This is a genomic window from Streptomyces sp. NPDC005761, assembly GCF_040630635.1.
Taxonomy (GTDB): domain Bacteria; phylum Actinomycetota; class Actinomycetes; order Streptomycetales; family Streptomycetaceae; genus Streptomyces.
In genome coordinates this window covers 1-25,018 of sequence record NZ_JBEXXX010000039.1, presented here as the reverse complement: position 1 = coordinate 25,018, position 25,018 = coordinate 1, and the positions used below count along the sequence as shown (strand labels likewise).

Sequence of the window (25,018 nt, the reverse complement as noted above, 5' to 3'; positions counted from 1 at the left end):
GGGGCGGTAGCGGCCGGGTGAAGAAGACCTGACCGCAATTGACGGGTACATGAACAGTCGGTGCTTCCGTCGACACGCCTCCCTCACGCTCTCCAACATCAACAGGTCCGATCCATCACGCACTTGGGGGAGCCGTGCCCGCGTACCGAAGAATCGCGCGACGTCTGCTGATGCTTCGCGCGGTACGCGGGATCTGGGGCGCGGGTGTCGGCCTGGCCGTCGCCATGACGCTGGCCGTCGGCTCACTGGCCCTGGCGGGCGCCGGATTCCCGCTGTTCCCGGACAGGCCCGGGGCCGCTGAGGGGCCCGGCCAGCAGTGGGGGAGCGCCGAAGGGCGCGACCATGCCGCGGGCGGGCCGGGCAACACCGACGCGCCGGTGTCGACGCGCGCCAAGTACCCGCTCACGGCCCCGCAGCCGGCCCGGCCTGCGGCCCGGTACAACGTCGCCGAGGTCACCGCACCGCCCGCCGCGCGGACCACCGGGTTCGACCGCGCGACCAGCAGGGAACTCGTCTCCGAGCGGGATGCCCGCAGCCGCACCTACGCCAACCAGGACGGCACCCGCACCACCGAGATCTCCACCACGCCCCTCAACTACCGTGACGCTGACGGCGACTGGCGTCCGATCGACTCCCGGCTGGCCGGGCGCGAGAACACTGCCGGAACCGCCCGCGCGAACGGCGCGGGCACCGGGTGGACCAACACCGCCGACTCCGTCGGCCTTGCCCTGGCCGCACGCGCCGACTCCCCGCGGCTCGCCGCCCTCACCCTCCCGTCCGGAGCGTCGCTCTCCTACGGACTGAGCGGCGCCGCGCCCGTACCGGGAAGCGCGGACGGCGCCAGGGTCGGCTACGAGAAGGTCCTGCCCGACACCGATCTGTGGCTGGACTCGCAGGCCGGCGGGGTCAAGGAGACCCTCGTCCTGCACTCCGCGGCCGCCCCCGCCGAGTTCGTCTTCCCGCTCGCCCTCGACGGCCTCGACGCCACCGTCCGGGACGGCGCCGTCGTGCTCACGGGCTCCGAGGGCCGTACCGAAGCCGTCATCCCGGCCGGATTCATGACGGACGCCCGCGGAGTCACCTCGTACGCGGTCCGCTACACCCTCGTCGACCGCGACGGCCACCCGGCCCTCAAGGTGAACGCCGACCGCGGCTGGCTCTCCGCCCCGGACCGGGCCTTTCCCGTCCGCGTCGACCCGTCCGTCGACACCGGCGCCGCCGCCACCTCCATGTACGTCAGGGACGGCGGCCCCTCCGTGGTCGGCGCCGACGAACTCCAGGTCGGCCGCGGCCCGTCGGGCGCGACCTACTCCTACCTCGGCTTCCCCGGCCTCGACGAGCGGCTGCGCAACCACCGGATCTTCGGGGCGCAGCTCCAGATCGTGAACTTCGACTCCGCCTCCTGCGCGGCGCGGCCGGTCTCCGTCCACCCGGTGACCCAGTCCTGGACCGCGGGCACCACCACCGCCTACCCGGGGCCGTCGGTCGCCGGGGCGCTCGCCACCAGGTCGTTCGCGTACGGGCACGTCGCCTTCGGCGCCTCGAAGTCCAACTGCCCGGCGGCCGGGGAGCTCTTCGACCTCGGCAAGGGCGGCCGCGACCTGGTCCAGCGCTGGGCCGACGGCACCCAGGCCAACTACGGCCTGTCGCTGCGGGCCTCCGCCACCGACACGCTCTCCTTCAAGAAGCTCACCGGCCACGCCACCGCGAACCCGCCGAAGCTGTACGTCACGCACTCCCCGTACAGCGCCTCGTACGCCTTCCCCAAACCCGTCCCCGACCCGCCCGTGCTCCAGAACCAGGCGGGCAAGGTCAAGGTCGCGGTGACGAACACGGGCGCCGAGACCTGGACACCCGGCACCTACTACCTCGCGTACCGCGCCTACAACGGCAAGGGCAAGCTCGTCACCCAGCAGCGGGCTGCCAACCTCGGCGGCAACGTCGCCCACGGCGCGAGGACCGTGCTCGACGCGACCGTCAAGGCGCTGCCCCCGGGCACCTACCTGCTCGACTTCACCATGGTCCGCACCGGCGGCAAGGTCTTCACCGACGAACAGGTGCCGCCCGGCCGGCTCACCCTCCAGGTCTTCGACATCGCCCCGGTGGTCAAGGAGCAGTTCCCGCCCAACGGCTACCAGGCCCAGACCCTCACCCCGCAGCTCTGGGCCGCCGGGGTCGACATCGACGCACCGCCCGGCTCGGCCCTCCAGTACAAGTACGAGATCTGCGAGGCGGACAAGGACGGCAAGCCGACCGGCTGCACCACCTCCGCCTACCAGACGTCGTCCGCCTACCCCGTCCCGGCCGGCCGGCTGAAGTGGGGCGTCACCTACCTGTGGCGCGGCTTCGTCAAGGACGCGTCCAACGAGGTCCCCACCGCGCAGACCGCACTGGTCGCGGCCGTGCCGCAACCCGAGATCACCTCACGGCTGTCCGAAGCGCCGGGCAAGGAGTTCGACCCGAACGTCGGCAACTTCACCTCCTCCGCGATCGACGCGTCCCTGACCACGACCGGGCCCGACCTGACCCTGGTCCGCACGTACAACAGCCTCGACCCCCGCCGCGACCTGGCGTTCGGCGCGGGCTGGTCGACCCGGTACGACATGCGGCTCACCCCCGACGACGACGGCAGCGGCAACGTCGTCATCCGCTACCCCGACGGCCAGGACGTCCGCTTCGGCAGGAACCCGGACGGCACCTTCGCCCCGCCGCCCGGCCGCTACGCCAAGCTCACCCTCGACCCCACGACCTCCACGTACCGGCTCCAGGACAAGTCCGGCACCAGCTACGACTTCAGCACCGGCGGGATGCTCGCGAAGATCACGGACGCCTCGTCCAACGTGGTCGCCCACACCTGGTCCGGCGGGAAGATCCAGAGCGCCGCGCACCCCCGCAGCGGCCGCTCGCTGACCTTCACCTGGACCGGCGCCCACGTCACCGCCGTCTCGACGAACCCGGTCGCCGGCGCCCCGCTCACCTGGTCGTACACCTACACCGGGGATCTGCTCGACAAGGTCTGCGACCCGACGGGCGGCTGCACCCGGTACGCGTACGGGGCAGGCAGCCACTACGGCACCACCGTGCTCGACTCCCACCCCGAGTCCTACTGGAAGCTGGGTGAGGCCGAGGGCACGGCGGCCGACAGCGCCGTCGAGGCCAACCTCGCCAAGGACCGCGGCGTCTCCACCGACGTCACCCTCGGTGCGGCCGGCGCGATCCCCGGCGACCCGGGGACCGCGGCCGGTTTCAACGGCAGCACCTCCCGCGTCGTACTGCCCACCGGAACGCTCAAGAAGAGCCGCGACGCGGCCGTCGAGGTGTGGTTCAAGACGCCGGCCTCCGGCGTCGGCGGTCCGCTCCTCGGCTACCAGGACAAGGCCTGGGGCACCGCCCCCGGCACCGGCGTGCCCGCCCTCTACGTCGGCAACGACGGCAAGCTGCGCGGCCAGTTCTGGACCGGGACCGTCGCACCGGTCACCGACATCACCAAGAACGTCAACGACGGCAAGTGGCACCACGCCGTGCTCTCCGCCTCGGGCTCCACACAGAGCCTCTACCTGGACGGGAAGCTCTCCGGCACCCTCACCGGGAAGCAGCTCGCCGCCGGCGACCTGACCTACAACCAGATAGGCGCCGCACACGCCACCTCCCCGGCCTCCTGGCCCGGCTGGGGCGCCGCCGCGGCCCGCTCCTTCGCCGGCACCCTCGACGACGTCGCCGTCTACCACCACCCGCTGGGCGCCACGGCCGTCGCCGCCCACTACCGCGAGGGCACCCGGACCGCGGACGTGCTGACCCGGACGACGCTGCCCTCCGGCCGCATCGCCTCCGAGGTCGCGTACGACACCGCCCGCGACCGCGTCCAGGAGTACACCGACCGCAACGGCGGCACCTGGAAGATCGGCGCCCCCGCGGTCTTCGGCGACGACACCGACCTGCGGCGCACCGTCGAGGTCCACGACCCGGTGGACTCCCCGTACTTCTACGAGTACGACGGGCTGACCTCCCGGATGCTGCGCTACGGCGAGCCGATGGCGCTCGGCGCCCGCGACTCCGGCCCCTCGCCGAGCCCCTCGGACACCGACCCGCCGCAGGAGGTCTGCACCGAGCCCGACCCGGGCGACCCGGCGTTCTGCACCAACCCGCCCGGCGACGGGGGCGGTGAACCGGACTTCGTCCGGCACCCCGCCGACGGTGTGGCCATCCGCCTCTTCGGCTACGACGACAGGGGCTTCCAGACCGGCATCACCAGCGAGAACGGCGACCGCGTCACCCTCGGATACGACGACCGGGGCAACGTCACCACCCGGACCACCTGCCGGGCCAAGGACGACTGCCAGACCACGTACACCACCTATCCGGCCCCCGCCGGCGACATCGACCTGCGCGCCGACCAGCCCTCGCAGACCCTCGACGGCCGGTCCTCGGGTCCCACCGACACCCGCTTCCGCACCCAGTACCAGTACGACTCCCGAGGGCTGCTCACCCTGCAGACGGCAGCCGACGGCGGCACCGTCAAGAACACGTACACCACCGGCGCCGAGCCGGCCGTCAACGGCGGCAACACCCCCACCGGGCTCCCGCTGACCTCCACCGACCCGCGCGGCAAGGTCACCCGCTACCTGTACTTCACCAGCGGCGATCTCGCCCAGGTGACCGAACCCTCCGGCCTCGTCACGAAGTTCACCTACGACGCGCTGGGCCGCAGACTCACCGAGACCGCCGTCTCGGACGCCCAGCCCGACGGCGCCACCGTCACCCTCGCCTACGACAAGCTGTCCCGGCTCGTCTCCACCACCGAACCGGCCGCCACCAACGTCGTCACCCTCTCCCGGCACCAGCAGCGGACCGTCACCGGCTACGACGCCGACGGCAACACCGTGCGCACCGAGGTCACCGACGTGCTCGGGGGCGACGCCTCACGCGTGATGACCTTCGAGCACGACGCCTACGGACGGCCGGAGAAGGTGACGGACGCCGAGGGCAGCGAGACCACGTACGGCTACGACTCCCTCGGCAACAAGACCTCGATGGTCGACGCCAACGGCAACCACTTCGACTACGTGTACACGGCGCGCAACATGATGGCAGAGACCCGGATGCGCGACTGGGACGACGACGGCGGGGACCCCGACTACACCGTGGTGCAGTCCTACGCCTACGACATGGGCGGCCGCGTCGTCCGCAACACCGACGCCATGGGACGCGACCTCGTCTACGAGTACTACGGCGACGACCTGCTCAAGTCCCTCACGCTCAAGGGCTTCCACAACCCCGACGGCACCCGGCGCGACCTCGTCATCGAGTCCACCACCTACGACGGCGCCGGCAACGTCCTGACCGAGAAGGCGAACAACGGCGAGCTCGTCACCGACTACACCTACGACGCCGTCGGCCGCACCAGGTCCGAGGTCACCGATCCGGCCGGACTCGCCCGCCGCACCACGTACAGCTACGACCTCGCGGGCAACGTGGAGACCACCACGTCCAACGGGGCCCCGTCCAACGTGCCGTGGCCCACGAGCGCCACCCCCGAGACCGTCCGGTACGTCTACGACAACGCGGGCAACGCCGAGCAGGAGATCGTCCAGAACGGCGCGGAGAGCCGCGCCACGGTCTACGGGTACGACCAGCGCGGCCTCGTCACCTCCCGCACGGACCCGGCGGGCAACCGCACCGACTACGCCTACGACGAGGTCGGCCGGCCGCTGTCGGCGACCTCGCCCCCCGTGGCGACCGAGTCCGGCGGCGCCGCCCCCGTCAGCTCCCGCCCCACCACCTACACCGGCTACGACACCTTCGGCGCGGTCACCGAATCCGTCGACGCGCTCGGCAACACCAACCGCACCACCTACGACCGGCTGGGCCGCGCCCTCACCGCGACCGCGCCCGCCTACCGGGCACCCGGCGCCACCACGACCGTCACCCCGACGACCTCCCGGAGCTACGACGCGCTGGGCAACGTGGTCACCGAGACGGACGCGCTCGGCCGGGTCTCCGCGTTCGGCTACGACCGGCAGAACCGGCTCACCACCAAGGACGTTCCCGTCGGCGAGGACGACGAGCACGCCCGGTGGTCGTACACCTACACCCGGACCGGTGAACTCCTCTCGGTCACCGACCCGAACGGCGCCCGCGCCGAGAGCACCTACGACGACCTCGACCGGCCCGTCACGACCACCCGCATCGAACGCGAGCCGCTGCCCGCCGCGTTCACCTCCCGCAGCGAGTACGACGACGCGGGCAACGTGGTCAGGCAGACCGAACCCGGCGGCGGCGTCAGCCTGTACGGCTACGACGCCCTGGGTCAGCTCACCCGGGCGACCGACCCGGGCGGCGTGGTCACCCAGTTCGGCTACGACATGAGCGGCCGCGAGGTCCGCAGCACCGACGGCATGGGCCGGACCTCGGCCAAGCTCTTCGACGCCTTCGGTCAACTGGTCCGCGACTCCGACCTGGACGCCGACAACAGCCCCCTGCGCGCGGTCGACTACGGCTACGACACGGCCGGCAACCTCACCACCTCCACCGACCCGCTGGGCCGCACCACGCACTACGCGTACGACCCGCTCGGCAGACTCACCGGACAGACCGAACCGGTCTCCGCCACCGAGTCGATCACCACCTCCTTCGGATACGACGCGGTGGGCAACCGCACCCGCTACACCGACGGCCGCGGCAACCGGACCCTCTACACGGTCAACACCCTCGGCCTGCCCGAGTCCGTCGTCGAACCGGAGACCAGCCGCGACCCCGCCCCGCAGGACCGCACCTGGACCACCGCGTACGACACCGCGGGCCAGGCGGTCAGGCTCACGGCGCCCGGCGGCGTCGTGCGCGAACGCGGCTACGACCGGGCCGGCCTGCTCGTCCGTGAGACCGGCAGCGGCGCCGAGGCCGCCACCGCGGAGAAGGACTTCGGCTACGACCTGGCGGGGCGGCTGACCCGGGCGTCGTCCCCCGAGGGCGACAACACCTACGCGTACAACGACCGCGGCTCGCTGACCGAGGCGAAGGGGCCGTCCGGCGACGCGACGTACACGTACGACGCGGACGGTCTGCTCACCTCCCGCACCGACGCGGCGGGAACGGCGAACTTCGGCTACGCCCGCGGACAGCTGACCTCCGCCACCGACCCGCTCACCGGCGCCGCCCAGACCTACCGCTACGACGGGGCGGGCTCCGTCGAGCAGATCGACTACGCCGCCGGCCAGTCGCGCACCTTCGCCTACGACGACCTGGGCCGGATCGACGCGGACACGGTCACGAGCAGCGGCGGCGCCACGATCGCGGCGACCGACTACGGGTACGACTCCGACGACCACCTCACCTCCAAGAAGACCACCGGAACCGCCGGGGCCGGTGACAACGCCTACGGGTACGACGACGCGGGACGCCTCACCTCCTGGACGGAGAACGGCGCCACCACCGCGTACGCCTGGGACAAGAGCGGCAACCGCGTCAGGAACGGGGACAAGGCCGCTTCCTTCGACGAACGCAACCGGCTGCTGTCCGACGGGGACTACACCTACGACCACACGGCGCGCGGCACCCTGGCCAGTCGCACCAGCTCCGGCATGACGGAGGACTTCACCTTCGACGCCTTCGACCGGCTGACGAAGGCGGGGGAGTCGGGGACCGAGTACACCTACGACTCGCTGGACCGGGTGGCTTCCCGCAACGGGGCCGACTTCAGCTACGCGGGCCTGGCCCCCGACCCGGTCCAGGACAACAACTCCACCTACGGCAGAGGCGCTTCGGACGAACTGCTGTCCGTCGCCGAGGGCACGGGGGCCGCGCAGCTGACGGTGACGGACAAGCACGGCGACGTGGTCGGGGACCTGTCGGCGACGGACGGGGCGGCCACCGCGCTCACCGGATCCACGGCGTTCGACCCGTTCGGGCAGCCGTCCGCGGCGAGCGAGGCGCAGCCGGGCACGGCGGGCAACGCCGGCTACCAGGGCGACTGGACCGACCCCGACACCGAGCAGGTGAACATGGGGGCACGCTGGTACGACCCGGGCACCGGTGCCTTCGACTCCCGTGACTCCTACTCGTACGCCTCCGGAGCCTCGATCCTCGCGAACCGGTACACCTACGGGGCGGGATCCCCGATGGACTACACGGACCCGGACGGCCACTGGCCCAGCTGCGGCTGGTGCAAGAAGGCGTACAACAAGATCAAGAAGAACAAGTACGTCCGTGCCGCCGTCAAGACCGCCAAGAACATCGCCAAGGCGGTCGTCTACACCGTCCGCCACCCGGTGTCCGCACTGAAGAAGGCCCTCAGCTACGCGGGCAAGGTGGCGAGCTACGTCTACCGCAAGTCCGGGCTCAAGACGATCGTCGACGCCGGCGTGCGGATCGCGAAGAGCGTCGGACGCAGTACCGGGGCCACCCAATGGGCCCGGGAGAAGGCGGCCGAGGCCCGCAGGATCTACCACGAGACCCGGGCCGCGGTCAGCCGCAAGGCGCGGGAGGCGGCCGCGTTCGTCGCCAAGCACAACCCGATCCCCGACATCGTGGCCGCGGCCCGGCCGCTCATGGCGGTGGCCAAGGCGATCGTGACGGCCGATCCCAACCTGCCGGCGATCCTTGTCGGCGCGGCCCGCGACGTGATCGCGGACGTGGCGAAGGCGACGGACGCGATTCGCGAGGCCGTGGTCGAACAGGTCGGGGCCGTCGTCGAGACGGTCCGCGACTCCGTCGACTGGGGCGCGGTGTGGGAGGGCGTCAAGACGGTCGGTGACGTCGTCGGCGATGTCACCGGCTTCAACGACATCAGGGACTGCGTCACCACCGGTGACATGGAGGCCTGCGCCTGGGCCGTCGCGACGGTCGCGGGCGTGGCCCTCGGCGGGGTCGGCGCGGGCGCGGTCCGGGCCGCCAAGGCGGGCCGGATGGCGACGAAGGCCGCGAAGTACGCGGACGACATCGCGAAGGCCGCCAAGAAGGCCGACGACACTCTCGACCGGGTCGAGTCGGCGGTCGAATGCGTCCAGCTCGCCTCCGACCTGGTGGGCAACAGCTTCGTGCCCGGCACCGAAGTGGTGATGGCCGACGGCAGCCGGCAGCCGATCGAACAGGTCGAACCCGGCGACGAGGTCCGGGCCACCGACCCCACCACCGGCAGGACATCCACGCAGGAGGTCACGGCCACGGTCAAGGGCAAGGGCCTGAAGAAGCTGGTCCGGGTCACCATCGACACGGACGGTGACAAGGGCGACGCCACCGACACCCTGACCGCGACCGCCGGCCACCCGTTCTGGGTCCCGTCCGCGCGCAAGTGGCTCACCGCCGGGGAACTGAAGCCGGGCCAGTGGCTGGAGACCGGCTCGGGCACCCGCGTCCAGGTGGCGGCGGTCCGCGCCTGGACACAGCAGGCGGCGGTCTACAACCTGAGCGTCGCCCGGGCGCACACGTACTTCGTGGCAGCGGGCGCCACTCCGGTCCTGGTGCACAACTGCGGTGACGTCGACTACGGCAAGGTGCTTCCCGGTGGGCGCCGCACGGGAGTGACGGCCATCGTCTCCCCGGGCTTCACCAAGGGGACCAAGGCCGGCCGCAGGATCCTGCCCCCCGGCTTCGTGAAGAACTCCCCCGGCCATACGAGGGGGCATCTCCTCCCGCAGTCCCTGGGCGGTGACGGCAAGGTCGAGGCGAACATCGTCCGCACCAACTCCAAGGTGGACAATGGGGCCATGGCGACGTTCGGTGACTCGATAGCCGCCCATGTGGCCAAGGGCAACACCGTGCTCTTCCAGGCGACGCCACGGTACCTGGAAGGGTCGAACGTCCCCTTCAGAGTGGACATCCACGCCTACGACGACAACGGCTGGTCCACCGCTGCTCAATTCCTCGTCGACTGAAAGGTGTCGAAGGACGTGCTCCCCTTCGAACTGGTACGACTGACCGACGACGAGAACGAGGTCAGGATCACGGTGCTGTCGGCGATCGACTCCGCGTTCTGGGAGGCGGAGATCGCAGTCACCAGCCTGTTCGTCAAGGGCAGCACCCTCCTCGTACTGTCCCGCGCCAAGCTGGAGGCGTGGGACCGGGCGCTGGAACGACTCGCCCTGGGCGAGGACGTCACGTGGATGCAACCCGACCGCGGACCCACGGTGAGCGTCCAGCTGGAAGGCGAGCGGGACTGTCCCGAGGTCGTGGTGGAGGACGAATCGATCTCCATGGTGATCGTCCGCATCCCGATCGCCCTCGAAGAGGGCTGGATCGCCGACCATCAGGAGCGCGTCCGCCGTTTCGCCGGCGGGCTGTGACGGCCGTCCGGCACGGGTCTCCCGGTGAGCGGCCTGCGGACCGTGCGGCCGTGGGCGCGGAGGCCTTGGGCCTCCCCCTCCCCGGACGCGCGAACGCACGGGCCCGTGCCCCCGCCCCGGGGCCACCCGCAGGGGCGTGCCCCGGGGCCGGTGGACGGCCCGTGCGCGGCCAGGGGCTCAGCCCGCCGCAGCCCGTTTCAGCGTCCGGGCCCTGCGGGCGAGGCGGCGGACCGTCGCGTTGCGCGGGATGAACGCGAGCTGTGCGGGAACGGCGCCGGGCAGCCCCAGCGCGGTCAGCCGGCGCCTCTTGAAGTACCGCCAGAGGGTGTCGCGCTGCCGGCTGAGGTAGCGCTCGGCGTCGGGGCGCAGGGCGGCCTGGATCTGCGGCTGCATGGCGTAGCCGACTGCGGCGACGAGAGCGGTGGGCTCACCCCGGACCTCTTCCGCGGACGGCAGCGACCAGCCGGTGACCGCGGACGGGTCCTCCAGATCGGGCAGCAGCGCGTCGACGATCGTCAGGGGGATGCGGTTGCTGTTCTGGTACGGGGTGAGCTGCTCCAGCAGAGGGCCGGTGCCGACGCGGGCGACCGGGAGCCCGTAGAACGAGGCGGCGGTCAGCAGCGCGGTGGAGAAGCAGCCGACGACCAGGGCGGGGCGCATCGTTTCGAACAGCGTCTCGGCGAGGACCGGGCTGTCGAGCACGGTGAGGTCCGCGCCGAGCCGTTCCGCCTCCTGCTCCAGCGAACGGGCCCAGTGGGCCGGTGCGCTGGGGTGCGGCTTGAAGACGATCCGGGTGTGCCCGAGGGCGACCGCCCCGCGCAGCATCCGTGCGTGCTGGTCCTCCTCCTGCCGCGGCGTGAGAATGCCCAGCGTGGACAGGTACTGGCCGAGCAGCAGCGCCGGCCCGGGCCCGCCGGGGGCATCGGGGAGGTCCACGGAACCGGCGAGCTCGCCCAGCACCTTCAGGAAGGCCTCGGTCGGCACGATCTCCGACTCGACGCCGAACTCGGTGAGCAGCAGCGGCCGCAGACCCGGCACCAGGTCGAGGTGGAGCAGCCGGCGGATGCGGGTGCCGACCAACTGGTCGAGCCGGCTGCGGGTCGGGCCGTAGCTCATCAGCCCGTCGGCGTAGATGTGCACCGGGCTGCTGCCGAAGATCACGGTGAGGGCCTGGGCGGGGTTGGCCTGGATGGACTCGCAGGCGATCTCGACCGGTTCGTCGCCGAGGTCCCAGGCCTGGCGTACGGCCCGCTCCCACAGGGAGGCGTCCTGATCCCTGGGAGACCAGCCCGCCGGGTGGAACGGCCGGATGAAATCGTTCCAGGACCGCACCGTGTCGAACTCGGCCGCCAGCGCACCGAATCCCGGCCTCCGGTGGAGCGGCGTGCCCAGCTCCGGCGAGGGAGAGGTGTCGCTCACGACGAGGATGCGCCGGTGTTCGTCGCGCGGACCGAACTGTCCCGCGCGCAGGGCGGCGACCAGTGTGGCAGCGGCGTACTGCGTGCACGCCGAGAAGATCTGAGTGGTGGACCGGCCGACCGGCGCGGTGTACGTGCCGGGCATCAGGCCGCGACCTCCCGGGAGACGGAGCGGCGGCGTACCCGCCGCAGCTGGCCCGCGCGGCGGTCGCCCAGCGAATTCAGCGTATCGGCGAGAACTTCCTGAGGCATGCGCCGCAGGGAAGCCGCGCTCATGGAGCGCAATTTCCGTGCCACTGCGGGTTCGAACCTTTCGATGGATTCCAGATGATGGGCCATGACCGCGCAATAGGTGCGCACCGCCTTCGGCAGCAGACGGTCGGCCTCCGGGTCCCGGGACGTTTCTTCGAGAACCTGGTCGAAGGCCCGGATGAAGTCGAGCTGGCGCACATCGCCGATCTGGGTGAGCGAGGACGCGACCCCGCGCCGGTAGAAGACGCCCGGCAGGCCCACCACCGCGAACGATTCGGCCTCCCGGTGCAGACGCCAGATCCAGGGCCGGTCCTCCGCCGTGCGCAGCCCGTCCCGGAACCGCAGCAGCCCCGAGTCCGCGAGCCTGCGGTGATAGGCGCCGGCCCACGCGTACGCGTAGTCCACCGGCGTCGACCGGTCGGAGGGCAGGATCACGTCGCGCGGGCGCAGGACGGTGTCCCGCAGACCGTGCGGGACCCGGTGCACGGTGCGCACCCGGTCCGTGAACTGCACATGGTCCGTACGGACGAAGTCGCACCCCAGCCCCGTGATGGCGGCCAGCAGCCGTTCGTAGTGGCCGGGAACGACCCAGTCGTCGCCGTCGAGGAAGGTGAGGTACTCGCCGCGCGCCGCATCGATACCCGTGTTGCGTGCGGTGGCCAGGCCCCCGTTCCTCTCATGCCGGACCAGGACGGCACCCGGGATCTCGCGCTCGGCGCGCTGGAGGATCTCCAGAGTCCCGTCGGTCGAACAGTCGTCGACGAAGATGAATTCGAAATCATCACGGGCATTGGCCCGCAGACTTCGCAAGGTATCGGGGGCATAGGCCCGTACGTTGTAGAACGGCACGATGACGGAGAGCTTAACCACGCGTCACACGCTAGGCGGAGGTCCGGCATTTGCCCTGGCCCCGACGGGGACAGCAGGTGAACGAAGAATGGCGAAGTGATGAACCAGGTCCATTCCTCGCCGTAAGTGGGGCATTTGTGAGGGTGATTCGCCAAGCGTCGGCGGGCTGTTAACCCGCTGTTGCCGCCACGTTGGGCTGCGAATCCGAATGCCTTCCTAAGTTTTGGGACGTGCCCCCACGTACCGAAAAGACGACCGCCCTCCGGGTAGCCGTGCTCGCCGACTCCGACACCCGATGGAAGTGGGGCGCGCTCACCGCGCGCCGGCTGACCACGGGTGACGGCGGCGCATCCATGCCCCGCGCGGAGATCAGCGGACTGCTGCTGCGCGGCCGGGCGACACCGACGCCCCGCCAGCTCGCCGAGGTCGGCGACGTCGGTATCGACACCGAACGCGTCCGCGAGGTGACGGCACTCGAGTTCCTCGACACCGTGCGCGACGAGGGATACGACCTCGTGGTCCTCGCCCTCGTCGGCGGTGCCGTCCAGGCGATGCTGCACGGCCTCGCCGCGCTCCGGCTGCCGGCCCGGCCCGCCGTCGTCACCGGCTACGTCGGCGTCGTCTACGAGAAGCTCGCCGACGGACTGCTGCTGCGGCACGGTGCCGACGTCGTCCTCGCCAACTCCCGCCACGACGCGGAGCGTTTCCGTGCCGTGTACGGGGGAGTGGGCGCCGACGCCTCGGCCGTCGCGGAGGCCGCGCTGCCGTTCCTCGGCGGTGCCCCGCACCGCCCCGAACCGGGCCGCGACACCGTCGTCTTCGCCGCCCAGCCCTCCGTACCGGCCTCCCGCGCCGACCGTACGTACCTGCTGCGCAGGCTCGTCGAACACGCCCGGCTGCACCCGCGGCGCGAGGTGCTCCTCAAGCTGCGCTCCAAGCCCGGTGAGCACACCACGCACATCGAGGAACTCCCGTACCAGCGCCTCGCCGAGAAGCTGCCCGGCGGCCTCCCGCCCAACTTCCACCTCGTGTACGGGCACATGGGCGAGGTCCTGGACCGCACCGACCTGCTGGTCACCGTCTCCTCGACCGCCGCCCTGGAGTCCCTGCACCGGCGCATCCCCACCGCCGTCCTCACCGACCTCGGGGTGCGCGAGACCCTCGGCAACCACCACTTCATCGGCTCCGGCCTGCTCACCTCCTGGGACCACCTCGACGGCGGCGCCCACCCGGAGCCCGACGCCGAGTGGCTGGCCGGACAGGGCGTCGCCGCCGACGGCACGTACGACTCGGCCTACGACACCGCCCGGGCCCGGGTCGCCGCCCTGCTGGCCCAGGACCGGCTGCCGCACCTCGCGCCCTACTACACACCCGCCACCGCCCCCGGCTACCTCCCCGGCATCCTCGCCCGCCACCACCTGGCCCCCGACGGCCACCCGCTCCCGGGCGCCGCCGCGCCCAAGGAGGCCGGCCGGGTCAGGGGAGCGGTGCGCGAGGCGGTCCGCGACGCCGCCCGGGGTGCGTACCGCCACGGCGTCCAGCGGGTCGCCCCGGTCATCCGACGGATGGGCGAGCTGTGAACACCACCACCCCAACCCCTCCTGGAGCAGCGATGACGCAGCCCACCGTGCTCGCCGTGATCCCCGCCCGCGGCGGATCCAAGGGCGTACCCGCCAAGAACCTCGCCCAGGTTGGCGGCGTACCGCTCGTCGTGCGCGCGGTCCGCGCCTGCCTCGCGTCGAGCGAGGTGACGGACGTGGTCGTGACGACCGACGCCCCGGCCGTCGCGGAGACGGCCCGGGCAGCGGGCGACGCGCTCGGCGAGACCGGCCGGCTGCACTGCGTCCAGCGCCCCGAAGCCATCGCGGGCGACACCGCGACCAGCGAGGCCGCCGTCCTGCACGCGCTGGACACGTACGAGGCGGAACACGGCCGGACCGTGGACGTGGTCCTGCTCGTCCAGTGCACCAGCCCCTTCATCACCCGCGAGGACATCGACGGTGTCGCCGCCGCGGTTGCCCGGGAAGGCGCCGACACGGCCGTCACCGTGGCCCCGTTCCACGGCTTCCTGTGGCGCGACGGCAGCGCCGTCGAGGACCACAACTACGGCGTCAACCACGACAAGGCCGTCCGACCTCGCCGCCAGGACCGCCCGGAGGACCTCCTGGAGACCGGCGCCGCCTACGCGATGGACGCGGCAGGATTCCGCACCCACCGCCACCGCTTCTTCGGCCACACCGCGCTGGTGCGCACCGACCCGGCCCGCGTCCTGGAGATCGACGACCCGCACGACCTGGCCCGCGCCCGCGCCCTGGCCCCGCTCCTGGACCCGGCACCGCTGCCCACCCGCGACGACATCGACGCGGTCGTCCTCGACTTCGACGGCACCCAGACCGACGACCGGGTCCTCATCGACTCCGACGGCCGCGAGACCGTCGCCGTCCACCGCGGCGACGGGCTCGGCATCGCCGCCCTTCGCAGGGCGGGACTGCCGCTGCTGATCCTCTCCACGGAACAGAACCCGGTCGTCGCCGCCCGCGCCCACAAGCTCCGCGTCCCCGTCCTGCACGGCATCGACCGCAAGGACCTGGCGCTCAAGCAGTGGTGCGACGAGCAGTCCATCGCCCCCGAACGGGTCCTGTACGTCGGCAACGACGTCAACGACCTCCCCTGCTTCGCACTCGCCGGATGGCCCGTGGCCGTCGCGAGCGCGCACGACTCGGTACGCGCCGCGGCGCGCGCCGTGACGACCACCCCCGGCGGCTTCGGGGCCATCCGCGAGATCGCGGCCTGGCTGCTGGGCCCCACCCTCACCGTCAACACCCCCCTCCCCAAGTAAGGAAACGCACCATGAGCACCTCCCGACTGCGCACCCTCGGCGACCGCACCGCGGGCCCCGGCCACCCCGTCTACGTCACCGGCGAGATCGGCATCAACCACAACGGCGACCTCGACAACGCGATCGCGCTCATCGACGTGGCCGCCGATGCCGGCTGCGACGCCGTCAAGTTCCAGAAGCGCACCCCGGAGATCTGCACCCCGCGCGACCAGTGGGACATCGAGCGCGACACCCCCTGGGGCCGCATGACGTACATCGACTACCGCCACCGTGTCGAGTTCGGCGAGACCGAGTACCGCGCCATCTCCGAGCACTGCGCCGGGCGCGGCATCGACTGGTTCGCCTCCCCGTGGGACACCGAGGCCGTCGCCTTCCTGGAGAAGTTCGACGTCCCCGCACACAAGGTCGCCTCCGCCTCGCTCACCGACGACGAGCTCCTGCGCTCCCTGCGCGCCACCGGCCGCACGGTGATCCTCTCCACCGGCATGTCGACCCCGCGCCAGATCCGGCACGCCGTCGAGGTCCTCGGCTCGGACAACATCCTGCTCTGCCACGCCACGTCGACGTACCCTGCCAAGGCCGAGGAGCTGAACCTCCGCGTCATCAACACCCTCCAGCAGGAGTACCCCAACGTCCCGATCGGCTACAGCGGCCACGAGACGGGCCTGCAGACCACCCTCGCCGCCGTCGCGCTCGGCGCCGCGTTCGTCGAGCGCCACATCACGCTCGACCGTGCCATGTGGGGCTCCGACCAGGCCGCGTCCGTCGAGCCCCAGGGCCTGACCCGCCTGGTCCGCGACATCCGCACCATCGAGGCGTCCCTCGGCGACGGCGTCAAGAAGGTGTACGAGTCGGAGCTCGGCCCGATGAAGAAGCTCCGCCGGGTCCCGGGCGTCGTGGCAGAGAGCGGCGAGACGGCCCAGGCCGCCGAGCCGGTCGCGGTCTGACGGGCAGACCGGTGAACCTCGCCTTCGTCGAGAGCCCGGTCCAGCTCCTGAACGTCCTGGAGTGGGCCTACACAGAGGGAGGCGGCGGCCGTGTCGTCGCGGACGTCACCGTCGTCGTCCTCCCTCCGGTCGACCCGATGTCGCGCGGTCAGCTGCGCCGGATGGCGGAGCTGGCCCGCGACGAGGGCATCACCGTGCGCTGGCAGGAGGCGCGCGGCGACTCGGGGACGCCCCTGAAGTCGCTGCGCGCCCTCACCGGGCTCGTGCGCAACGCCGACCACATCGTCATCGGGGACCCGTTCTCCCGCTACGTACAGCTCCTGCTCTCCCTGGTCCGCCCCCGTCGGCTCACCGTGGTCGACGACGGCACCGCCACCATGGAGTTCGTCGCCCTGCTGACGCACGGCGAGCGCCTGGTGCGCTGGCACCGCCGCGGCGGCTCCGGCCCGCGCGACCTGGCCCTGGCCCCGGTCACCGCCACCGCGCGCCGCCGCTTCACACCGTCCGCGGCGCGTGAGGTCGAGCTCTTCACCGCGATGCCGGTCGTCCCGCCGCCCGGCATCACCCTCATCCCCAACACCTTCTCCTGGACCCGCTCCCGGTTCGGCCCGCCGCTGCTCACCAAGGGCGCGGACATGGTCGGCACCTCGCTGGTCGAGACGGGCGTCGTCGAGCGCGCGCCCTACCTGGAGGCGGTCGCGGCCCTGGCCCGTACGCACGGCGCCAGGCGCTACTTCGCCCACCGCCGCGAGTCCACCGAGAAGCTCCACGCCCTGGAGGCGGCCACCGGCCTGGAGATCGTCCGCCCCGACCTCCCCCTGGAACTCATCGCCCGCCGCGGGCCCATCGGCCGCACGGTCCTGAGCTTCCCCTCCACGGTGGTCCACACCCTCCCCCTGGCCCTGGTCGGCACCGAGGTCAAGGTCGCGGTCTGCGACATCGCCCCGGAATGGCTCCGCGAAACGGCGTCCCCGAGGGCGCAGGGCTTCCTGGCGGGCGTCACGGAGACGGCCCGCGACGTCCAGCGGCTGGCACCGTGGCGCGTTACGGCGGTGACGACGGAGGCGTGAGGGCGGGGGCGGACGTGGGCGGAGTGTCGTCGGGGCCGGGAACGGACCCCGGCAGCGCACCCCGTAGGCATCGGCCGAGGTCGTGCCGGAGCCTGGGCGGCCCGCTGATCGCCGACGGGGACGAGCGTGCGCCGCAGTGCCGGCCGCGGGTGCCGGCCCAGTCGGGCGGCGAGTTTACCCACCCCGCGCCTACCCCACACGCCGTAACGCAGTCATTTATTCGTCTATGTGGCTGAACTTTTCTTGTTTCATGGTCAGTTGGAGGGGGAACGGACTTACCCTTCACCAGTGAACCACTCGACGCCCCGCGACCGCGAAGACCGCCCCCTCCCCGGAGAGGCCCTGCCCGGCACGCTGTCCGCGTCCTTGCGCGCCGAGCTCATCGCGTTCCGCCGCGATCTCCACATGCACCCCGAGCTCGGCAACCAGGAGTTCCGCACCACCGCGGCCATCAAGGCCCGGCTGGAACAGGCCGGCCTCGAGCCGCGGGTGCTCGCCTCCGGGACCGGCCTCATGTGTGACGTCGGGACCCGGCGCGAGGGCACGCGGCCCATGCTGGCGCTGCGGGCCGACATCGACGCGCTGCCGATCCCGGACACCAAGGCGGGCGTCCCGTACCGCTCCACCGTGCCCGACCGTGCGCACGCCTGTGGGCATGACGTGCACACCACCACCGTCCTGGGCGCCGGCCTCGTGCTCGCCGAGCTCGACCGGCAGGGGATGCTGCCCGACCCGGTGCGGCTGATCTTCCAGCCGGCCGAGGAGGTGCTGCCCGGCGGGGCGCCCGACGCGATCGAGTCCGGGGTGCTGGAGGGCGTCGGCCGGATCATCGGGGTGCACTGCGACCCGAAGGTCGACGCGGGCCGGATCGGGCTGCGGGTCGGGGCGATCACCTCCGCCTGCGACCGCCTGGAGCTGTCCCTGGACGGCCCCGGTGGCCACACCGCCCGCCCGCACCTGACCACGGACCTGGTCACCGCCGCCGCCAGGGTCGTCACGGAGGTGCCCGCGCTGCTGTCCCGCCGGGTCGACGCCCGGGCCGGGCTCGCGGTGACCTGGGGGCGCCTGGAGACCGGTCACGCGTGCAATGTGATCCCGCAACACGCCGAGCTGTCGGGCACGGTTCGCTGCCTGGATCTGGCGGCGTGGCGCGACGCGCCGGACCTGGTGCACGCCGCGATCGACGAGGTGGCCGGAATGTACGGGGCCAAGACGGTGATCAACTACATCCGGGGCGTTCCGCCCGTGGTCAATGACGCGGCCGCGATCGACCTGCTCGGTGGCGCGATGGCCGCCCGCCGCGGTTCGTATGCGATCGAGGACACCGAACAGAGCCTGGGCGGGGAGGACTTCTCCTGGTACCTGGAGCACGTGCCGGGCGCGATGGCGCGCCTCGGTGTGCGCACGCCCGGCGACACGCGCGGGCTCGACCTGCACCGTGGCAACTTCGACGCGGACGAGGAGGCGATCACCGTAGGGGTGGAACTCTTCACCGCTTCCGCTCTGCTCCACGGCAACCATCCGTAACCGGACAGGTCGCCCCCGGTTCACGACGATCCGATAACGGCTTCCGTACAGGGCTTTATCTGACATCTACGCGCGTTACGATCGCGGCGAAACCAGCGCCGGAAGAGGCGCTTCGGTCAGGTTTGAAGGAGCCTTCCCTTGCGCCGGATCACTAGGATTGCCGCTGTGGGCGTCATGTCCGCGGCACTCGCGCTCAGCGTTACAGCGTGTGGCGACTCGTCCTCCTCGTCGAGCAGCAGCTCCGACTCGAAGGAAAAGAAGACCGCCCTCGCGTACGACATCGGCGGCCGCGGCGACCAGTCGTTCAACGACGCCGCGTACGCAGGTCTGGCCAAGGCCGAGAAGGAGCTCGGGGTCAAGGGCACCGAGGCCGAGCCCTCCGACGGTGAGTCGGACGCGGACAAGGTCCAGCGCCTCACGTCCCTGGCCCGCGCCGGGAACAACCCGGTCATCGGTGTCGGCTTCGCGTACGCGCCCGCCATCAAGAAGGTCGCGCCGAAGTTCCCGAAGATCACCTTCGGCATCATCGACGACGCCTCGGTGACCGGCCCCAACATCGCCAACATCGTCTTCAACGAGGAGCAGGGCTCCTACCTCGCGGGTGTCGCCGCCGCCAAGGTCACCAAGACCAAGACGGTCGGCTTCATCGGTGGTGTCGAGACCCCGCTGATCAAGAAGTTCGAGGCGGGCTTCACGCAGGGCGTCAAGGACACCAACTCCGCGGTGAAGGTGATCCCCCAGTACCTGACCCAGCCGCCGAACTTCGACGGCTTCTCCAAGCCCGACCTCGGCAAGGCCGCGGCCCAGGGGCAGCTCGACAAGGGCGCCGACGTGATCTACTCGGCGGCCGGTCTGGCCGGTTCCGGTGCGATCGAGGCCGTCTCCAAGGCCGGCAAGTGGAACATCGGCGTCGACTCCGACCAGTACAACCAGAAGGGCCTCGCCGCCTACAAGGAGTCCATCCTGACCTCGGTCACCAAGGACGTCGAGGACTCGGTCTTCAACCTGATCAAGTCCGTGGTGGACGGCAAGCCGCAGACCGGTGAGATCCGCTACGGCCTCGACAAGGACGGCGTCGGCCTGGCCATGTCGAACCCGAAGTTCACCGCGATGACCGATGTCGTCGACGCCGTGAACAAGGCCAAGCAGGAGATCATCGACGGCAAGATCACCGTCAAGACCACCCCGTAACGACCCCGGTCGTACGGCTGTATTTCCGTGGGCCCGGAGCGCGCAGCGTCGCTGCTCCGGGCCCGCGGGGTACTCCGCGAAGTAGTTCCGCCCGTTGCACTGCCCTCTCGGACAGGCCTCGAACCCGGCGTTCGGGCCGCGCTGTGCACATGCGTTTGACGATTCGGCAACGCTACGCGTGTAGACAGCCTTCAGGCGCGATAACTTCACCCCGCCCCCAGGGACACCCCCTGCCCCTCCGCTCCCGCTCCTGTCCGGCCAAGGAGAGTGCGTCATCAACGCGTCCAGCAGTCCCCCCGCCGTAGAACTGCACGGCATCACCAAGCGTTTCCCCGGCGTCGTCGCCAACCACGACATCGGCATCACCGTCCGCAAGGGCACGGTGCACGCCCTCGTCGGCGAGAACGGTGCCGGCAAGTCGACCCTGATGAAGATCCTCTACGGCATGCAGAAGCCGGACGAGGGGACCATCGCCGTGGACGGCGAGCAGGTCTCGTTCGGCAATCCGGGCGACGCCATCGCGCGCGGCATCGGCATGGTGCACCAGCACTTCATGCTCGCCGACAACTTCACCGTCCTGGAGAACGTCGTTCTCGGCGGCGAGAAGCTGCACGGCATCGGTTCCGCCGCACGGAAGAAGATCAAGGAGATCTCCGACGCGTACGGCCTGGGTGTCCGGCCCGACGCGCTCGTGGAGGACCTCGGGGTAGCCGACCGGCAGCGGGTGGAGATCCTCAAGGTCCTCTACCGGGGCGCCCGCATCCTCATCCTCGACGAGCCGACCGCGGTGCTCGTCCCGCAGGAGGTGGACGCGCTCTTCGCGAACCTCCGCGAGCTCAAGGCCGAGGGCCTCACCGTCATCTTCATCTCGCACAAGCTCGGCGAGGTCCTCTCCGTCGCCGACGACATCACGGTGATCCGGCGCGGTACGACCGTGGGCACCGCCGATCCGGCACACACCACGACCAAGCAGCTCGCCGAGCTCATGGTCGGCAGCGAACTGCCGTCGCCCGAGACCCGTGAGTCCACGGTGACGGATGTGCCGATGCTCCGCGTCGAGGGCCTCTCCCTGACCATGACGGACCCGGACGGAGTCGTCCGCGACGTCCTGTCCGATGTCGGCTTCACCATCCACAAGGGCGAAGTCCTCGGCATCGCGGGCGTCGAGGGCAACGGCCAGACCGAGCTGATCGACGCACTCATCGGGATGAAGGCCGCGGACAGCGGAGTGATCACCCTGGGCGACGAGGACATCTCCCGCGTGCCCACCCGCAAGCGGCGCGAGAGCGGCATCGGATACATCCCCGAGGACCGGCACCGCCACGGAGTCCTGCTGGACGCTCCGCTGTGGGAGAACCGCATCCTCGGCCACGTCACCGAGAAGCCGAACAGCCGCGGCTTCCTGCTGGACCCCAAGGCGGCCCGCCACGACACCGTGCGGATCGTGCGCGAGTACGACGTCCGCACCCCCGGCATCGAGGTCACGGCCGGCTCCCTGTCCGGCGGCAACCAGCAGAAGCTGATCGTCGGCCGCGAGATGAGCCACGCGCCCAAGCTCCTGATCGCCGCCCACCCCACCCGTGGCGTGGACGTCGGCGCACAGGCGCAGATCTGGGACCAGATCCGCGACGCCCGCCGTGAAGGACTCGCCGTCCTGCTCATCTCGGCGGACCTGGACGAGCTCATCGGGCTCTCCGACACCCTGCGCGTCATGTACCGCGGACAGTTCGTCGCGGACGCCGACCCCGCCACCATCACCCCCGAGGAACTGGGCTCGGCCATGACCGGAGCCGCCGCAGGTCACCTCGAAGCAGCACCGGAGGACGAGGCCTGATGAAGAAACTCGACAAGGACCGGCTGATCCTCGGCTTCGCCGGGCCGGCACTCGCCCTCGTCGTCGCGTTCGCGCTCAGCACCCTGGTGCTGCTCGTGTCGAACCGCGATCCGTTCGAGCTGTACCGGCTGCTGTTCGAGCAGGCGTCGTACTCCGACGTACAGGTACTGATCATCAATCAGGCCGGTACGTACTACCTCGCCGCTCTCGCGGTCGCGGTCGGCTTCCGCATGAACCTCTTCAACATCGGCGTCGACGGCCAGTACCGCCTCGCGGCGATGATGGCCGCCCTCGTCGGCGCGAGCGTCAGCCTCCCCGGACCGCTCCAGATCGCCCTGATCGTCGTCGTGGCGATGCTGGTGGGCGCGTTCTGGGCGGGCATCGCGGGCATCCTCAAGACCACCCGGGGAGTGAGCGAGGTCGTCTCGACGATCATGCTCAACTCCATCGCGACCTCGCTGATCGCGTGGCTGATCCTGCCGAAGAACTTCGGTGACCAGGCGGCCGGTTCCAACAACCTGACGACGGGCGAGATCCACGAGTCCGGCTGGTTCCCGGGGCTGTCCCTGGGGGCCGAGTCCGGAGAGATCTACGGCTTCACCTTCGTCGCAGCCGGCTGCGGACTCGTGTACTGGTTCGTCCTCAACCGCACCCGCTTCGGTTTCGACCTGCGGGCCACCGGTGCCAGTGAGAGCGCCGCCCAGGCGTCCGGCGTGGACGCCAAGAGGATGATCCTCACCTCGATGCTGATCTCCGGCGCGGTCGCAGGCCTGGCGGGCATGCCGACGCTGCTCGGCGACACCCACACGTACAGCCTCGACTTCCCGGTCGGCATCGGCTTCACCGGCATCACCATCGCGCTGCTCGGGCGGAACCACCCGGTGGGCATCGCCCTCAGCGCCCTGCTGATCGCGTTCCTGGACAAGGCGTCCTCCCCGCTCGACCAGTTCGGGTTCGAGAAGGAGATCGCCACGATCATGCAGGGCCTGATCGTGATCTCCGTCGTCATCAGCTACGAACTGGTCCGCCGTTACGGGACCCGCCGTCAGCAGCAGAAGGTCGGCGAAGAGCTCGCCGCCGGCCACGCCCTCACGACCGAGAAGGAGGCGGCCCTGTGAGCACCAGCAAAGTCTCCGCCGCACGCGTCGCCCCCAAGAGGGGCGGCCGCCGCAAGCTCTCCGTGCCTGTCGTCCTGCTGATCGTGGCTGGCGCGCTCGCGCTCGTCTCGCTGGTCCGGCTGATCAGCGGCGCGAACGACGTGACCTCCGTCGGCCAGGTCTCGGGCGCCCTGGAACTGGCCGTTCCCATCGGCCTCGCCGGCCTCGGCGGTCTGTGGGCCGAGCGGGCCGGTGTCGTCAACATCGGGCTCGAAGGCATGATGATCCTCGGCACCTGGTTCGGTGCCTGGGCCGGATTCCAGTGGGGCCCGTGGGTGGGCGTCCTGTTCGGCATCATCGGCGGTGCGCTCGGCGGTCTGCTGCACGCGGTCATGACGGTCACCTTCGGCGTGAACCACATCGTCTCCGGTGTGGCCATCAACATCCTCGCCGTCGGCGTCACCCGCTACCTCTCGAACTTCACCTTCGCCAACGACCCGGGCGGCTCCTCCAAGCAGTCCCCCCGTCTGGAGGAGATCGACAAGATCACCATCCCGGGGCTCTCCGACTGGTTGCAGGACCTCCAGCAACACCACTGGTTCTTCGTCTCCGACCTCGCCGGCATCATCGGCGGGCTCGTCACCGGCCTGTCGCTCCTGACCGTCGTCGCCCTGCTGCTGATCCCCATCACCTGGTGGGTGCTGTGGCGCACGGCGTTCGGTCTGCGGCTGCGCTCCTGCGGCGAGAGCCCGGTGGCCGCCGAGACCCTCGGCGTGAACGTCTACAAGTACAAGTACATCGCCGTCACCATCTCCGGCGGCCTCGCCGGCCTCGGCGGTGCCTTCCTCTCCATCGTCGCCACCAGCATCTACCAGGAGGGCCAGACCGGCGGGCGCGGCTACATCGGTCTCGCCGCGATGATCTTCGGTAACTGGATGCCCGGCGGCATGGCCCTGGGCGCCGGACTCTTCGGCTTCACCGACAGCCTCAAGCTGCGCGGCGGCGCGGAGAACGTCCACGCCATGCTGCTGCTCCTGGCGATCCTGCTGGTGATCGTCGCCTTCTGGCAGCTGTACCGGAAGAAGTACGTGGCCGCGGTGATCTCGGCGGCCTGCTCCGCCCTGCTGTTCACCTGGTACGCGCTCACGGACCAGGTCCCCAGCCAGTTCGTCGACGCCGCCCCGTACGTCACCACGCTGCTCGTGCTCGCGCTCTCGTCGCAGCGCCTGCGGATGCCCAAGGCGGACGGTGTGCCGTACCGCAAGGGCGAGGGCAAGTGACCGCGGGCGTCATGGCCCCGGCCGACTGGGAGGCGCTGCGTACGGCCGCCCGGGACGCGATGGCCCGGGCGTACGCCCCGTACTCGGGCTACCCGGTCGGTGTCGCCGCCCGCGTCGACGACGGCCGCACGATCGTCGGCTGCAACGTCGAGAACGCCTCGTACGGCATCGGGCTGTGCGCCGAGTGCGGACTGGTCTCCCAACTGCACGCCACCGGCGGGGGCCGCCTGACCCACTTCACCTGTGTGGACGGGGCGGGCGACGTCCTGGTGCCGTGCGGCAGGTGCCGGCAGCTGCTGTACGAGTTCGGCGGACCGGAACTCGTCCTGGAGACGCCGGACGGCTTCCGCACGCTCGACGAGATGCTGCCGCAGGCGTTCGGGCCCGCGCACCTCGGCTAGTGCCGCGTCGGCGGGGGGGGGGGGGGGGGCGCCGCC

Annotated in this window: 14 protein-coding genes; 12 read left to right on the top strand and 2 right to left on the bottom strand. The window is 71.1% G+C overall.

Going from position 1 to position 25,018, the window contains the following annotated elements:
* Positions 1 to 170 precede the first annotated feature (170 nt).
* Both ABZ434_RS28045 and ABZ434_RS28040 read left to right on the top strand, forming a co-directional pair.
* Positions 171 to 9,869, top strand: a complete 9,699-nt coding sequence (locus tag ABZ434_RS28045) for a polymorphic toxin-type HINT domain-containing protein (RefSeq protein WP_359142416.1) — start codon at positions 171 to 173, stop codon at positions 9,867 to 9,869.
* A 15-nt stretch (positions 9,870 to 9,884) separates the two neighbouring features.
* Complete coding sequence (locus ABZ434_RS28040) at positions 9,885 to 10,277, top strand: DUF5959 family protein (protein ID WP_359142414.1); 393 nt, start codon at positions 9,885 to 9,887, stop codon at positions 10,275 to 10,277.
* A gap of 177 nt (positions 10,278 to 10,454) precedes the next feature.
* Here the strand turns inward: ABZ434_RS28040 and ABZ434_RS28035 are convergent, their stop codons facing one another.
* Both ABZ434_RS28035 and ABZ434_RS28030 read right to left on the bottom strand, forming a co-directional pair.
* On the bottom strand, positions 10,455 to 11,840 hold the full coding sequence (locus ABZ434_RS28035; RefSeq protein ID WP_359142412.1) for a polysialyltransferase family glycosyltransferase: 1,386 nt from the start codon (positions 11,838 to 11,840) through the stop codon (positions 10,455 to 10,457).
* Entirely contained in the window at positions 11,840 to 12,817 is a 978-nt protein-coding gene (locus ABZ434_RS28030) for a glycosyltransferase family 2 protein (protein WP_359142410.1), read from the bottom strand. The genes ABZ434_RS28035 and ABZ434_RS28030 overlap by 1 nt, the downstream gene beginning before the upstream one ends.
* A 209-nt stretch (positions 12,818 to 13,026) precedes the next feature.
* Between ABZ434_RS28030 and ABZ434_RS28025 the strand changes: the two genes are divergently transcribed.
* From ABZ434_RS28025 to ABZ434_RS27980, 10 genes are all read left to right on the top strand, one after another.
* The gene (locus ABZ434_RS28025) at positions 13,027 to 14,376 is read left to right on the top strand and encodes a DUF6716 putative glycosyltransferase (protein ID WP_359142408.1); all 1,350 of its coding nucleotides are present in this window, start codon (positions 13,027 to 13,029) and stop codon (positions 14,374 to 14,376) included.
* A 32-nt stretch (positions 14,377 to 14,408) separates the two neighbouring features.
* Positions 14,409 to 15,635: an acylneuraminate cytidylyltransferase gene (locus ABZ434_RS28020; RefSeq protein ID WP_359142406.1), complete on the top strand. Its 1,227-nt coding sequence runs from the start codon at positions 14,409 to 14,411 to the stop codon at positions 15,633 to 15,635.
* A gap of 11 nt (positions 15,636 to 15,646) precedes the next feature.
* On the top strand, positions 15,647 to 16,582 hold the full coding sequence (locus ABZ434_RS28015; protein ID WP_359142404.1) for an N-acetylneuraminate synthase family protein: 936 nt from the start codon (positions 15,647 to 15,649) through the stop codon (positions 16,580 to 16,582).
* An 11-nt stretch (positions 16,583 to 16,593) separates the two neighbouring features.
* Positions 16,594 to 17,652, top strand: a complete 1,059-nt coding sequence (locus ABZ434_RS28010) for a hypothetical protein (protein WP_359142402.1) — start codon at positions 16,594 to 16,596, stop codon at positions 17,650 to 17,652.
* Between the two features lie 288 nt (positions 17,653 to 17,940).
* Positions 17,941 to 19,179 (top strand): amidohydrolase, encoded by a 1,239-nt coding sequence (locus ABZ434_RS28005; protein WP_359142400.1) that lies wholly within the window; start codon positions 17,941 to 17,943, stop codon positions 19,177 to 19,179.
* 138 nt (positions 19,180 to 19,317) lie between these two features.
* The gene (locus tag ABZ434_RS28000) at positions 19,318 to 20,370 is read left to right on the top strand and encodes a BMP family ABC transporter substrate-binding protein (RefSeq protein ID WP_359142398.1); all 1,053 of its coding nucleotides are present in this window, start codon (positions 19,318 to 19,320) and stop codon (positions 20,368 to 20,370) included.
* A 250-nt stretch (positions 20,371 to 20,620) separates the two neighbouring features.
* Complete coding sequence (locus tag ABZ434_RS27995) at positions 20,621 to 22,204, top strand: ABC transporter ATP-binding protein (RefSeq protein WP_359142501.1); 1,584 nt, start codon at positions 20,621 to 20,623, stop codon at positions 22,202 to 22,204.
* Positions 22,204 to 23,322, top strand: coding sequence for an ABC transporter permease (locus ABZ434_RS27990; RefSeq protein ID WP_359142396.1), 1,119 nt, complete (start codon positions 22,204 to 22,206; stop codon positions 23,320 to 23,322). The genes ABZ434_RS27995 and ABZ434_RS27990 overlap by 1 nt, the downstream gene beginning before the upstream one ends.
* A complete protein-coding gene (locus ABZ434_RS27985) occupies positions 23,319 to 24,581 on the top strand; it encodes an ABC transporter permease (RefSeq protein WP_359142394.1) in 1,263 nt (420 codons plus the stop codon). The genes ABZ434_RS27990 and ABZ434_RS27985 overlap by 4 nt, the downstream gene beginning before the upstream one ends.
* 11 nt (positions 24,582 to 24,592) lie before the next feature.
* Entirely contained in the window at positions 24,593 to 24,982 is a 390-nt protein-coding gene (locus tag ABZ434_RS27980) for a cytidine deaminase (protein ID WP_359142499.1), read from the top strand.
* Positions 24,983 to 25,018: the final 36 nt, after the last annotated feature.